At 40.5% G+C, this 14,342-nt stretch carries 13 protein-coding genes; 6 read left to right on the top strand and 7 right to left on the bottom strand.

What is annotated here, in order from left to right; translation table 11 throughout:
• Nucleotides 1-93: 93 nt before the first annotated feature.
• From AC504W_RS10140 to aroF, 4 genes are all read right to left on the bottom strand, one after another.
• Nucleotides 94-1,605, bottom strand: coding sequence for a hydroxysqualene dehydroxylase (locus AC504W_RS10140; protein WP_494877626.1), 1,512 nt, complete (start codon nucleotides 1,603-1,605; stop codon nucleotides 94-96).
• Between the two features lie 18 nt (nucleotides 1,606-1,623).
• The gene (locus AC504W_RS10135; RefSeq protein ID WP_494877625.1) at nucleotides 1,624-1,986 is read right to left on the bottom strand and encodes a hypothetical protein; all 363 of its coding nucleotides are present in this window, start codon (nucleotides 1,984-1,986) and stop codon (nucleotides 1,624-1,626) included.
• 7 nt (nucleotides 1,987-1,993) lie between these two features.
• Entirely contained in the window at nucleotides 1,994-2,554 is a 561-nt protein-coding gene (locus tag AC504W_RS10130) for a Uma2 family endonuclease (RefSeq protein ID WP_494877624.1), read from the bottom strand.
• 182 nt (nucleotides 2,555-2,736) lie between these two features.
• Nucleotides 2,737-3,609: a 3-deoxy-7-phosphoheptulonate synthase gene (gene aroF, locus AC504W_RS10125; protein ID WP_494877623.1), complete on the bottom strand. Its 873-nt coding sequence runs from the start codon at nucleotides 3,607-3,609 to the stop codon at nucleotides 2,737-2,739.
• 837 nt (nucleotides 3,610-4,446) lie between these two features.
• Between aroF and AC504W_RS10120 the strand changes: the two genes are divergently transcribed.
• Both AC504W_RS10120 and AC504W_RS10115 read left to right on the top strand, forming a co-directional pair.
• Nucleotides 4,447-4,941 carry a hypothetical protein gene (locus AC504W_RS10120; protein ID WP_096575585.1) on the top strand — a complete coding sequence of 165 codons (495 nt, stop codon included), beginning with the start codon at nucleotides 4,447-4,449 and terminating at the stop codon, nucleotides 4,939-4,941.
• A gap of 72 nt (nucleotides 4,942-5,013) precedes the next feature.
• Nucleotides 5,014-5,718: a pentapeptide repeat-containing protein gene (locus tag AC504W_RS10115; protein ID WP_494877622.1), complete on the top strand. Its 705-nt coding sequence runs from the start codon at nucleotides 5,014-5,016 to the stop codon at nucleotides 5,716-5,718.
• A gap of 4 nt (nucleotides 5,719-5,722) precedes the next feature.
• Here the strand turns inward: AC504W_RS10115 and AC504W_RS10110 are convergent, their stop codons facing one another.
• The gene (locus tag AC504W_RS10110) at nucleotides 5,723-5,857 is read right to left on the bottom strand and encodes a hypothetical protein (RefSeq protein ID WP_494877621.1); all 135 of its coding nucleotides are present in this window, start codon (nucleotides 5,855-5,857) and stop codon (nucleotides 5,723-5,725) included.
• Nucleotides 5,858-6,066: 209 nt separating this feature from the next.
• On the opposite strand from AC504W_RS10110, the gene AC504W_RS10105 reads away from it, so the two are divergent.
• Both AC504W_RS10105 and AC504W_RS10100 read left to right on the top strand, forming a co-directional pair.
• Nucleotides 6,067-7,854, top strand: a complete 1,788-nt coding sequence (locus AC504W_RS10105; RefSeq protein ID WP_494877620.1) for a sensor histidine kinase — start codon at nucleotides 6,067-6,069, stop codon at nucleotides 7,852-7,854.
• A gap of 130 nt (nucleotides 7,855-7,984) precedes the next feature.
• Nucleotides 7,985-8,809, top strand: coding sequence for an SDR family oxidoreductase (locus AC504W_RS10100; RefSeq protein WP_494877619.1), 825 nt, complete (start codon nucleotides 7,985-7,987; stop codon nucleotides 8,807-8,809).
• Between the two features lie 134 nt (nucleotides 8,810-8,943).
• On the opposite strand, the gene AC504W_RS10095 is transcribed toward AC504W_RS10100, so the two are convergent.
• Nucleotides 8,944-10,533, bottom strand: coding sequence for a glycoside hydrolase family 57 protein (locus AC504W_RS10095; RefSeq protein WP_096575593.1), 1,590 nt, complete (start codon nucleotides 10,531-10,533; stop codon nucleotides 8,944-8,946).
• Between the two features lie 616 nt (nucleotides 10,534-11,149).
• Here AC504W_RS10095 and AC504W_RS10090 point away from each other — a divergent pair.
• Complete coding sequence (locus AC504W_RS10090; RefSeq protein WP_494877618.1) at nucleotides 11,150-11,707, top strand: DUF2808 domain-containing protein; 558 nt, start codon at nucleotides 11,150-11,152, stop codon at nucleotides 11,705-11,707.
• 53 nt (nucleotides 11,708-11,760) lie between these two features.
• Here the strand turns inward: AC504W_RS10090 and hemW are convergent, their stop codons facing one another.
• A complete protein-coding gene (gene hemW, locus AC504W_RS10085) occupies nucleotides 11,761-12,942 on the bottom strand; it encodes a radical SAM family heme chaperone HemW (protein ID WP_494877617.1) in 1,182 nt (393 codons plus the stop codon).
• Between the two features lie 249 nt (nucleotides 12,943-13,191).
• Between hemW and AC504W_RS10080 the strand changes: the two genes are divergently transcribed.
• Entirely contained in the window at nucleotides 13,192-14,268 is a 1,077-nt protein-coding gene (locus AC504W_RS10080) for a PIN/TRAM domain-containing protein (RefSeq protein WP_096575597.1), read from the top strand.
• Nucleotides 14,269-14,342 lie beyond the last annotated feature (74 nt).

The following is a 14,342-nucleotide window of genomic DNA, read 5'->3' as shown; positions in this document are numbered from 1 at the left end:
AAAACTATCAAAACATCTCATGCAGCAGACTATTTATCGGTGCGTTAGGCTAACGCCATAACACACCCTAATGAACTTTGATTAATTTTTGGGTTATGGCAACCAAAAATTAGGCAAGATAGACTTACTTATTTGGCGGACTGTTTCGTTGAGCGATCGCCCAATTTTGATATGCACTTCATCTTCTTGTACAGGTAAAATCTCAGCAGGTTGACCTTCACCTAAATAAGACATGACAAAATTTGCTGCTTCTAAGCCTGTGACATAAGCTTTTTCTTGCGACCATGAACCGTGACGGTTAATAATCCAATCACCACTCATAAACACATTGGCAAAACTTGTCCTAGCTGGCAACATCGAACTATAGCTACCTGGCGCAAAGTGCGTTACCGCATTTGGCAAGCGAATTACACTACTATCAATTACTTTCGCCTGTTTAAATGCTGGTATACAAGTTGCTAAATAATTCTGCACAATTGGAATAATTTCTTCATCACTTAAATTTAAAAATTGATTAGCATGATAAAAATCAGCCTCAATTACTGTTCCTGGTTCATCTTGATATTCATCATGCAAAGCATTTAAATCAAAAAATGTCCATCCAGTAGTTGTATCAAAGCCAAAACAAGCATTAGAAGGACGCGGAATCTCAATTTTGCGGTCAAACCACAACCGCGTTGCCAAAACATCAATTGCACCTAAATTACCTAAATTCTGAAATTCTTTCCGGCTTTGTAAACTGGGACTGGAGGAAACGATTTTCTTCATTCCAGTGATACCGACAGCAAAAACTACAGCATCAGCATCAAATACTTGCTCACCGCAAACCACACCAGTAGCGCGATTATTATCATCAACAATTACATCAGTTACACGATGCTTTGGTAATACTTTGCCACCAGCTTTGGCAATTTTTTCTACCCAAGGACGGAAGATTTTTTCGCCTACAGTTCCCCGACACCAAACCACATCAAAATTAGGTTGATGCGCCAAAATAAAATAATAAAGCATTCCTAATGTGGCAGCGGCAGAACATTGTTCACCAGGGGCAAATAAGCCAACCAACAACATTGGCTCAAACGCATCACGATAAAGTCTGGCAGATACACCAAAATCTTTAAATAATTCCCGCGCCGTCACAGAATCATAACGCCGCCAAGCTGCATCAGAATTGCCAAAATCAACTACCGCATATAGTAAAGGTAAGGCGCTGAGACGGTCAATTAATGGCAGGCGTTGAAAGTGAGTATAGAGAAATGTGCCTAAAGGTGCAGGTAGTTGGGGTAATTCTTGAAAAATTGGTGATTCTACTTCTAAACCTGCGGGTGAATATTGAGCAGAACGAGTCCAGGTGGTGAAGGGGTTAATGTCTAATTCGTTGATTAGGGCGAAAATATTTCTGTAAGGATACCAAAAGCCATGAATACCGGCTTCTACAGATTTACCGCCTGGGGTTTTCCAACCTGCAACAAGTCCACCAGGATAGGGGCCTGCTTCCAAAAGTGTTACATCATACCCTTGCTTGGCTAAATGGTAAGTTGCGCCTAAACCAGCCCAACCTGCACCAACGACTACCACACGTTTTTGTTGTGACGCTTCTACCATCTTGCTCTCCGATTGTTTTCACCCATCAATTAATGTATCCGAACTTGCGTTCAGCCGTAGAGAGAAATTTTCTAATTTCTTTGGAGTCAGTTGGGGTTGAGTTACCAATGGCGGAAATTTATCGCGGTGTTGTATTTGAATGTAGTTAAAAAATTTGCTGTTTTTTTTATCGCATAAATTTGTGTCGTCACGACAGGGTTTTGTGTCGTCACGACAAGGTTTCGTTTCATAACGACAGAGTTTCGTGTTGTGACGACAAGGTTTCGTTTCATAACGACAGGGTTTCGTGTTGTGACGACAAGGTTTCGTGTCGTCACGACAAGGTTTCGTGTTGTGACGACAGAGTTTAGTGTCGTCACGACAAGGTTTTATGTCATACATACTTTTACTACAACAACCAAGCAAACAAATCTTTAACCGTAAGCTGAAGTTCACTCACAAAAGATGGTACAGGGATGAGTGCGTCTGGTTCTTCAAACACTGTGGTTTCTTGCTTAGGTTGATAAACAAATACTGTTTGCTCATCTGGGTCAATTAACCAACCTATTTGAGTTCCATGCTTTAAGCAATGAAGAATATTTTTCGTGACTTTTGTTTGATTTTGCTCAGGTGACAAAATTTCAATTGTCCAGTCTGGCGCAATAGTAAAAGTATTGGCTATTTCTCCGTTTTCATCACGAGGAATTCGACCCCAAGTAAAAACCACAATATCGGGTACAGTTGAACGACCACCAAATGTACACCGCAACTCAGGAAATGCGCGAGCGATACGTTTCGGCTTGACTATATTATTAATAGCAGGGACAAATTCTCCTTGAATTGCGCTATGTTTTCCTTGTGGCATTGGTTTTTGGATAATTTGACCATCAATGTATTCTAAGCTTGGTTTAGTTTCTGGTAGTTTGAGGAATTCCTCTAAAGTTATGGGTTGAGTAGGAGTTTTTACCATTGGGATTTTCTCACAATCATCAAATGGGGATGAATAATGTTTTCGATCTCACCCCCAACCCCTCTCCTACGAGGAGAGGGGAGTAAAACCCTGCTTTTTCTTTACTCGTGGTTCGCCTTTTAGTAGAGGGAGGGAATGAGGGAGAAGTCTATCGAATTTACCGTAATACATTTGATAGAATTCTAAGCCGCGCAACAAATAGGGGCAGGTGTTAAACCTACCCCTTTGTTCTCTGAGATTCTGCGTCCTACGGCAGTTGCTACGGGCTTTAAAGCATCAACCAAATTCACCATGTCTTCTAAAGATAGTGCTTGACGGGCATCGGAAACGGATTTTTCTGGTTCTGGGTGACATTCAATAATCAATCCATCTGCACCACAAGCTACAGCTGCTTTGGCTAGGGGCGCGACTAGTTCTCGTTTACCGACAGCGTGAGAAGGATCTACAATTACGGGTAAATGAGTAATTTGCTTGAGGGCTACGACTGCGCCTAAATCTAAGACGTTGCGGGTGTAATCATCGAAACTGCGAATACCGCGTTCGCACAGCACTACATTGGGATTACCGTGACTGAGAATGTATTCAGCGGCCATAACGAATTCTTCAATGGTGGCGGCTAAACCACGTTTGAGCAGAATTGGTTTATCAACTTGTCCCAAGGCTTTGAGTAAGTCGAAGTTTTGCATATTACGACTGCCAACTTGCAGCATATCAGCATGGGCAGCGACAACTTCAATTTGAGAAATTGCCATAACTTCTGTGACTACAGGAATATTGTAGAGCGATCGCACTCTTGCTAAAACTTCTAATCCGGCTTCTGCCATTCCCTGGAAAGCATAAGGCGAAGTGCGGGGTTTGTAAACACCACCGCGTAACGCTTGCAATGGTGCAGCTGCTAATTTTTGGGCAACTGTTTTCATTTGTTCTAAGCTTTCGACTGTACAAGGGCCGCCAATAATAACTAATTCTTCACCACCGAAGGCAACTGTCTCTGAGAGTTTAACAATTGTTTGGTGATCAGCATGAGATTGGGCGGCAAGTTTGGCGTTAATCATGGTTGAATTCTCCGAAAGTATGAAGTATGAAGTCTAAAGCTTGAAATGAGGAAAGTCTTTAGCGTGAATTAGACAAGTTTGTTTTGACTTCTCCCTCAACCCATCTCCGATGCGGAGACGGGAGCAAATACCTTAATTTTTTGTTGCTCCTCCCTTGCCTTGTAGGAGAGGGAGGCTGGGAGGGAGAGGTTCATCTAACACAGGATATTTAATAAAAAAGCCCGGAAACTGAGAGTTCCGGGCGCGTTCTGACAAATTGGCATGACGCTATTTACCCGGAGTTTGGTCTGGGCCAAAAGTAAAAGCTATAAAACAAGTTGTGGAAATTAGTCGTCATGCTCAATACTTTAAACATAGGTGATAGATGACAGATAACAGGTGACAGTGTAAGAGGATTTAGTACTTTTGACTTTTGACTTTTGACTTCCCCTCCTGGGGCGCTCCTAAAAAACAAAAAAACCGCAGAGTGGTCTTCTGCGGTTCATCGGGCGGTTTCCAATCGGAAACTTGACTCACTCCCGGTGAACCGCCTTACGCCAAAAATAAAAGTAGTAATTGTGGCTGAACATATATACTGCGCTGAGATACAAAATTAAATATGTAGCTTCCTTGAGCTTCACAATAACAAAAGCGATCGCTTGCGTCAAGCACCACACAACATCAAAAAAACGATAGACTCATTACAACTCTGGGAATGGAGATTTGTGGCAGGTTGGTAACTGAAAAATAAGCTCAAGGGCATGAAAATAAAGAGAATCAGTTCTCCTCAGCCCTGACAAGCTTGGTTATGCAACTTTTCACGAACACATATACTTTTGCGGAAAACTCAGTTTTATGATGCCCAGTTCCAAAATCTTCAGCAAATCTTTTGATGCTCATGAAGTTTACCCTTGCCCAGTTTGTCGAGTTGGGAAGATTTCACAGATGCCATTAATGGAGACTATGGCTTGTGATTTCTGCCAAGAGATTTTTACTGTCAATTTAGAGCAGCAGCAAATCAAAATGCCTTCGCGGCAACCGCCTTTAGTTTGGCGGTGGAATGGCTTTAGTTGGACAGAAGCCCAGTTAGAAGGTGTGGAATTAGGTTGGGGTTATGGAATAGCAGCGATGGCTTTTGTCTTTCTGCCTACAACTTTAATTGGCATCGTCGCTTTTTACTTCCCCCCATCTGTGGATTCTCCCCTCAGTTGGATACCATACATCTGGACTATCTTAACTTTTTTGTCACATTTATCCATCGTTTTGTGGATTATTGTTGAGGTTTATCAAATTCCTGTTGCAGCATATTTCCGAGCTATAAATCGATGGCGAAATGGAGAAATAGGAAGATGACGGGGATACAGATAAAAAGGGACAATAACCATTGACTATTGACAACTGATTATTGACTATTAACAACATCCTATGAATGAGTTGGAGCGATATTATCGAGTCTTAGAATTAGAGCCTGGAGCAACACTTGACGAAGTAAACCAGGCTTATAAAGATTTAGTCTTTGTCTGGCATCCCGATCGCCTTCCCAAAGATAATATCCGCTTGCAACAAAAAGCTCAAGAAAAACTCAAAGCAATTAATGAAGCGCGGGATAAATTGCGCTCTGTTAACGGCAATTCTACCAATGGGAAGCATCATACCGCCGCAAACTCCCATACACATACACATTCATACTCACATTCACCTGCATACACTCAGTCACCCCAACCAAAAAGATCACCGCAACCTACACCGCAACCACCAAAACCAGGTTCAGATTTGAGTGGTAAAGATTTCAGTCGGGCAAATTTAAGTAACAAAGATTTATCTGGGAGAAACATGAGTTATGCCAATTTAAGTGGTGCTGACCTCAGTGATAGTTTTATGCACAAAGTTATACTCCGAGGTGCAAATTTGTCAGAAGCAAATTTATTTAGGGCTAACCTACTTTTAGCTGACCTAAGAGAAGCAAATTTACGTAACACTAACTTAATTGGCGCAGATCTCAGTGGCGCTGATTTGCGGGGAGCCGACTTAACCGGCGCACGTATTCGTTCGGGCGATCGCTTGCTAGTTAAACTGATTGGTGCTAACTTAGCAGGTGCAATTATGCCAGATGGTAACACTCATAGTTAATAATTCACCAATAAGTGCGATCGCTATCTGTCTTAACTAAGTCTGACAAATGGCGAACCAAAATCAAAATATTATTGATTTTGGCGAAGTTAGCGCAAACTTTCAGCGTTTTTTCCTGTTTTATGTTCCGTCCCGACATAAAGAATGTCTCTGCATCCAATCGGATTTATAGATAAAACTTAAGTATTTTAACGAATTTCAAATTGAGATTTATCACAGAAAATGTAGCAATTAATATTTTTGTTGCATCTCCTGCATTTGTCCGGCTGACATTAGCTTAAGAAAGTATGGCTGACACTAGATATTTAAGTTAGGCTAAAGCCATTTGTGTGGGGATAACAAATATATATGCGATCTGCCAAGACTAAAAATGTTTCTGTGAAAGATAATCAGACTAATAATTTCTCTACAAAAGAGTCTGTAACTCAATCGTTATTAAATCATCAAAGTTGGATTATTGGGCTAGTTAATAATCTTAGTATCAGTAAAAAAATTGCTTGGGGATATACTTTAGCTCTCAGCGTTGCTGTTGTGGGAACAGTAGCGGGATTTATCCTCGGAGATTACTATCAGCGACAAGCCATAATTCAAAAACAAGAAAAATGGCAAGAAAGTCAGCTAATTCGTAATCTTCATGCTGTTTTATTAGAATTACAAGCGCATCAAGGAAAAATCTTAGTTTTTACAGATTTATCACATTGGCAAGAAGAACGCACTCATCTAATACAACATTCTACTGAACTCCAAGAACTTTGGTCAGAACTGAAAACTTATGCCAATCGGTATCCTAATAAAAAGATATCTGATTTTTTGCAAACTTATGAAAGTAGTTCTATAGTTTATAGCCAGCAAATAATAGCAGTATTAAATCAAGGTGATACATCTAATTTAAAACCTGAAAATATAGCCATAACAAAAAAACAACTCTTAACTTTAACTCAGAGCAATATATATATTAAATTACATGAAAGTACAGATGCTTTAGATAAATTACTTGAAGCTTCCGAGGGGAGTTTTCAACGCAAAGAAATAGCTGTACTCGCTACCGAGAAAGTGCGAGACAGAATTATTATCATCAGTATGCTGTTATCTGTGGCGATCGCTATTGTACTAGCTCACTACACCAGTCGGGCGATCGCTCGTCCACTCAAAGCGGTTCACGATATCGCATTAAAAGTTACCCAAGAATCTAACTTTAGTTTGCAAGCACCAGTTACCACAGCCGATGAAGTGGGGATGTTAGCCGACTCTCTCAATCAACTCATTCAACGAGTTAATACTCTTTTAGCAGAGCAGAAAGGCGAAGCATCTCGACAGTTAATTCAAAATGAAAAAATGTCTAGTCTCGGACAGATGTTGGCGGGAGTAGCACACGAAATCAATAACCCAGTCAACTTTATGTATGGGAATCTTCAGCATACTAACGCTTATTTTCAGAATTTATTAATGCTACTTGAAGCTTACCAAGCTAAAATTCAAGATGATGAACTAGATGCGTTAGCTGAAGAAATTGACTTAGACTTTATCAAACAAGACTTGCCCAAATTATTACAATCTATGCAAGTTGGTGCTAAACGCGCCAAAGAAATTGTTTTAAGTTTGAAAAACTTTTCTCGTTTAGATGAAACTGAATTTCATGCAGTAGATATCCACGCTTGTATTGAAAGTACATTATTAATTCTGAATAATCGTTTAAAAAAAAGAATCGCTGTAGTTAAAAAATATGGAGAATTACCGAATATTGAAGGCTATGGTGGTGCATTATATCAAGTATTTATGAATATTTTATCGAATGCCATTGATGCTTTAGAAGAGTCGGAGAATGAAGAAGCATCTCAAGAAATTATTATAACTACCCAATGTCTCGATGAAGAGTGGATACAAATAAAAATTGCTGATAATGGTTCCGGGATTTCTCCAGAATATCAACAAAAGATATTTGAAACTTTTTTTACTACTAAACCTATTGGAGTAGGTACAGGTTTAGGTTTATCAATTAGCTATCAAATTGTCGTAGAAAAACATTTCGGTCAGCTAACTTGTGAATCGGAAGTTGGCGAAGGAACCACATTTGCGATCGCATTACCTATCAAGCGCCCAAATGCTAATGATAATTCAGCGAAATATAGCACATAGACAATATTGAATAATAAATATCCACTATTTAAAATAATAGATATTTTGTGACTCTAGAAGACGTACTATTATTTATGTCACAATTAATAAAAATACATCCCATAAGAGTCAAGTAAGAGAAAAATTATCAATGAATATTGCCATCATTGGTTGTGGTTATGTTGGTTATGCAGTAGCTAAATATTGGCAGCAAAAGATGACTTTTGTTGTTACCGCTACCACAACTACCCCTGAACGTATCCAAGAACTGCAAACGGTAGCGCAAAAAGTCGTAATCGCTAAAGGAAACGACGCTCAAACACTGCAATCAGTTTTGCAAAATCAAGATGTAGTGTTGCTGAGTGTGGGTGCAAAAGGCGCAAATGTATATGAAGAAACTTATTTAGAAACTGCCAAAACGTTAGTTGGGCTTTTGCCGCAACTACCTAAAATCAAGCAAATTATCTATACAGGTAGTTATTCTGTTTACGGCGATCGCAATGGTGCTACAGTCGATGAAGAGACACCAGTAGAGCCAATTCATACTTCAGGAATAGTTCTTAGAGAGACAGAAAAAGTTTTACTCTCAGCCGCCAGTGAGAAATTGCGAGTTTGCATCTTGCGCTTGGGCGGGATATATGGAACTAATCGAGAACTGATGAAAATATTTAGTCGCGCATCTGGTACAATTCGTCCTGGTAATGGCGAAGATGTCACGAATTGGATTCATCTTGATGATATTGTCGGTGCGATCGAGTTTGTCCGTCAACAACATTTACAAGGTATTTATAATTTGGTGGATGATGCACATTTAAGCAGCCGAGAATTGCTTGATACTTTATTTACCAAACACAACTTACCCAACGTGCAATGGGATAGTTCCCTCAAAAGTAACCGCCCATATAATGCCATAGTATCCAATCAAAAAATCAAAGATGCGGGATATAAATTGATTCATCCCCAAATGATTTTTTGAATTTATGGTGTGTGACAGGTGACAAACCACTATAGTACTGAGTACTGAATCAGTAAAAGATTACTCAACACTTTCCCACTTGGTAAATGCCATATCTTTTAACTCAGCACTCAGCACTTTCAACTCAGCACTCCTTACAAAGGACGGTAGACGCGATAGTTAATTTCCGGGAAGATATTATCCATTAACTCGACTTTTTCTAACCAACCGCTGTCAACTTTACCGATTTTGATATCTTCATAGAGTTTATTAAACCGCATCAGGTGCGATCGCGTGCGGCGCACAGCATAAGGAACCATTGTCCCTGTCCGCATAATAAATGCCCAGTCCGAAGACTGCGCTAATAAAACTTCCCGTGCTGCTTGGTTCAACGCGCGCCATTCCAACTCATCCGCAGGTTCCAGCTTAGAAATTTCAATCATGCGTTCTGCGGCTTTGTGCAAATGCTGATAAACCCAAGCATTTGTTTCATTTAACCAATATTCGTGAAAACCTTTGTAACCCCAACTCGATTGGGAAGGACGACACACTTGTTGCGACGGTTCTGCTCTGAGATAATCTGCCAAGTGAGTCATTTGATATGTACCTTGGTCATACCATGACTTACGGAATAAGTAGTCAATGAACCAAGGGCCTTCATACCACCAATGTCCGAATAACTCTGCATCGTAGGGCGAAACAATAATCGGCGGACGCTGCATAATTCCGTAAAGATGTTCAGCTTGCCGTTCGCGGTTATACATAAAGTTAGCAGCGTGTTCGGCGGCTTTTTCCCTTGCCCAATAAGGATCATACAGTGCTTTATCTGATAATCCTAAACCGCGCCCGGTAATTTTATGGTACTTAATCCCCGTATTTTTTCGCTGACCATTGGGCATGATATAGGGTTTGATGTAGTCATATTCTGCCTCCCAGCCCAAATCTTTATAAAATTCTCGATATTCGGCTGCACCAGGATAGCCCACCTCTGAAGACCATACCTGCTGTGAAGATTCATGGTCTCTACCAAAAGCTGCAACCCCTGTTTCCGTAAAAATCGGCGCATAGCTGCCAAAGCGGGGACGAGGACGAGCATAGAGAATACCATGCCCATCTGTGAGAAAGTAACGTAGCCCAGCATCAGCCAGCATCCTCTCCAGACCTTCATAGTAGGCACATTCTGGCAACCAAATACCTTTAGGTGGACGACCAAAGGTTTGTTCGTAGTGTTCGCAAGCTACTTGAATTTGCGCCCACACGGCTTGAGGATACATTTTCATTAATGGCAAATAGCCGTGGGTAGCGCCACAAGTAATAATTTCTAAATTATTACTGTCTTGGAATTGTTTAAAAGCAGTTACCAAATCACCGTTGTAGCGCTCCCACATCTCCCGCGCTTCGTTAAACTCAGTGGCGTAGTGTTCAGCCAAATAACGAACATGGCCGTTTTGGGCATTATGCTCAATTTCTAGTTCTGTAAGTTCCTCTAATTTGGCTAAGTGAGCATCATAGCGTTCTTGCAACAGGGGGTCGCGCAGCATTGACACCAAAGGCGGTGTCATACTCATCGTAATTTTAAAGTCAATACCGTCTCGCTTTAAGCCTTCAAAAACTTTTAGTAAAGGAATATATGTTTCGGTAATGGCTTCATAAAGCCATTCTTCCTCCAGCACATAGTCACTTTCTGGGTGACGAACGAAGGGCAGGTGTGCGTGAAGTACAAGCGCGACGTAGCCAATAGCCATAGTAATTTTGGGGTGATACTTGTAAATTTAAGGTCGAGGTGTCTAGCAGAAATTAACAATATTTTAAGACCTTCTGGGTATCGTCGTAGCCTGATTGTATGGAGAAAGTTGGATTAGGAGATGCAGTGGATATTTCGACTGCACTCAATAACCAAGGGGGTAGGGGTGTGGAGTTGGGGAAATTCTCTGTCAAAAGGGAATTTTCAACTAATCTATTAGACTTCAGATAACAGTATTGAGGTTACTGTTATGTAATTAAATTTTTGCCAATTTTTAGTTTTTACAAAAAGAAAAATCTTACTTTTTAATTCTCATCAAATAGTATGTAATTCAAGTAAACTCACTGGAATAAACTCCCTGAAGATAGAGGTATTTTCGCTATTTATACATAAATGAACACCCCTAAAACCATCGTCTTGTGAGCCATGTACTGCTGAGAAAATACAATATTTATTGTCACTTTTTAGCTATTACTAACATAAAAAAATAATTGCTATACTGAAAAAACACTAAAGACAAAGAGAAATTTCTCAGCAAATTTATAGACAGTTGCTGAGAGTTAGTTATGGGTGATGACACCCATTGACTGAGTTAACGAGTTGACAAAAATTAAATTATGAAGTACGTCAGCAGCTTTTTAAGCACGCTGTTCATTGGTGTAGGCATCTGTTCCTTACCTCAATTTGCAGCGAATGCAGTTACTTTAGGTAGTGGTGCGATCGCTTTTGCTCAACCACCAACTCTCATCAGTGCTAGTACGCCACACAATGAAACAAGTGTGTCTGATACGACATACTACTTTACCGTGAAAGTCCCAACCGCCGCCGGAGAATCGTTGCAACAGTTGACTTTTACTCAAGTCACAGGTACAGAAGAGATTGAATTTAACCCAAATGATACCGTTGCTTTTGTGGGTACACGCGATCGCCGTGGCGAAAAGTTAGCAGTCAAATCTGTAGTTACCAACGACCAACAAAACTTCACAGTCACTTTTGCTAATCCTGTACCACCAGACCAAACAGTAACAATTGGTTTGCGGACTTATCGCAATCCTTTTAATGATGGTGTCTATTTATTTGGTGTAAAAGCCTTTCCCTCTGGACAGCAAACAATTGGTCAATTTCTAGGTGTAGGTCGTCTGCAGTTTTATAAAGACACTTACTCGGAAGGTTAAAAAATGGGGATATGTGTAGAGACGCAAAATGTTGCGTCTCTACTTTTTACGCGTTAATCCAATTTATTAAATAAATCAGCCAAAATTACATTAGAAAATAAAAACCCTTCGGGGTCAGTTAATTGCAACCTTCCCGCTGCAACTTTTACCCAACCTTTTGCAAAATAAGGTTGCAAACATTGAAAAATTTCCGCTATTTTTCCTTTGCCAAACTCTGCTTCTAATCTAGAAACACTTACACCCTCAGCCAAACGCAAACCCAACATTAAAGTTTCTAACAATACCTCGGCGGGTGGTGTGACTTCACAATCAATTATGCCGCCAGCTTGCACCCATTGATAATATTCTTGAGTTTTGCGCGGACGAGTGTAGCGCTTTCCTTGTATGTAACTTGCTGCACCCATCCCAAAACCATAATAAGGGCGGTTTTCCCAATAAACTCGATTATGCTGACACTGATGTCCAGGTCGCGCATAATTAGAAATTTCATAATGCTGATAACCTGCACCAGTCAATACTTGCTGACCCATCTGGTACATTTTGACTGTAGTTTCATCTGTAGGTAGAGGATTATCACCTGATTTGTAATAGCGACCAAAAGCCGTTCCTGGCTCAATGGTTAAATCGTAGATAGATATGTGCGTCGGGTTAATAGCTACTGCTTTGACTAAAGAGTCAGACCATTGATCTAAAGACTGATGTGGCAGCCCAGAAATCAAATCTATACTAAATTCGGGAATCTCGACTTTGTGAATTAATTCAATAGCTGCAAAGATATCTTTAACTGAGTGCGATCGCCCAGCAACTTTTAACAATTCTTCTTGAAAGGCTTGGACACCCAAACTTACCCGATTTACACCCAAATTGCGATAGCCTGTAATGTGCGCCAAATCGAATGTTCCCGGATCTACCTCCATCGAAATTTCTACTTTCGACGCAATCCCAAAACGTTGCTCTAACGATTCTAATATCTTTGCCAACTGCTCAGTTGAGAGCAGCGAAGGAGTACCACCACCAAAAAAAATTGTCTGCAAAGCTTGTCCAAAGTTAGGTGTAATGGCAATTTCTTGGCATAAAACTTCTACATATTGGGAGATTGTACCCGATGTTTCACCCCGCAAGCTATCGCCCACAACAGACACCGGGAAATCACAATAAAAGCACCGCCGTCTGCAAAAAGGTATATGTATATAAGCAGAACTGACAATGCCAGAAATATCAAATGCTGATTTCATTTTGAAACATAATTACTTAACTTAACAAAGAATTACAAATTGCCAAAATAATTAGTTTGTTTATGGTTTTTTATCGTTTTACAACAAAACCATGCAAAATATTAAAATAAAGGTCTTTAGTTATAATATTTGCAGATATTCCCTGCTTCACACCTTAGTCTAAGTCAATATTCATTATTGTGTCTTAGCGATGAAATCAAAAGCATTTGACTTTATCGGGTAAAACAATCGCAGGAAAACAACACAACCATGCTTGATGCCATTATTATTCTCTCATTCATTCTGGCAGCAGCAGGCATAGGTTTCTACAGCACCGATCTGCTACCTGATGGCACCCTAGATCGAGTGACCAACCTAGAAGCTTTACGCCTTACTGTTGCCGTCTTTGCCGCTATTATTGGCGGTGCAGTTGGACTGAGTTTCCAGACGACTTATCGCCGCCTAGAAGCACAAGTCCGCGAAATGCCACTGGAAGTCATCTTAACGCGTGCCATTGGATTAGTCATTGGCTTATTACTGGCAAACTTAATGCTGGCTCCGCTATTTTTGCTACCCATACCACCCGACTTTAGTTTTATTAAACCCTTGGTAGCCGTTGTTGGTAGTATTATTTTAGCCGTTACAGGCATGAATTTGGCAGACACTCACGGGCGAGGATTATTGCGATTAATTAATCCTAACCCTGTGGAAACAATGGTAGCAGAAGGTACATTAAAACCTGCCAATACCAAAGTTTTAGATACTAGCTGTATTATTGATGGTCGGATTGAAGCACTACTAGAAACGGGGTTTTTAGAAGGGCAAATCATCGTGCCACAATTTGTATTGCAGGAATTGCAGCAAGTAGCTGATGCTAGTAAAGACCAAAAGCGGGTGCGGGGAAGACGCGGTTTAGAGATTCTCAACCGCATTAAAGAAGATTATCCAGAACGCATCTTAATTAACCCCATTGACTACGATGATATTGCAACAGTCGATGCAAAATTAGTCCGCTTTGCCCAAGAAATCAACGCGATATTGCTAACCAACGACTACAACTTGTCGAAAGTAGCCAGCGTGCAGAAAGTACCCGTGTTGAACGTCAACGATTTAGTCAACGCCGTCCGTCCTACTTATTTACCCGGTGACAACCTCGACCTGAAAATTCTCAAAGAAGGGAAAGAACCAAGTCAAGGTATTGGTTATTTAGATGACGGGACAATGGTTGTTGTAGAAGAAGGTAGTAGTTATGTAGGGGGTGAACTGCGGGTAGTAGTCACTAGCGCCTTACAAACCTCCGCCGGACGCATGATTTTTGCCAAACCCCAAGCTTCAGCCATAGCGTGAGGGAAATGTCTGGTTCAATCACAATTAAATCATGCACAAGTAGTGCGATCGGTGTAGAAAATCTGCACCGATTA

This window comes from Nostoc sp. C96 (assembly GCF_059384975.1).
Note: the sequence above shows the minus strand (reverse complement) of the source record. Positions and strands in the feature narration are given on the sequence as shown.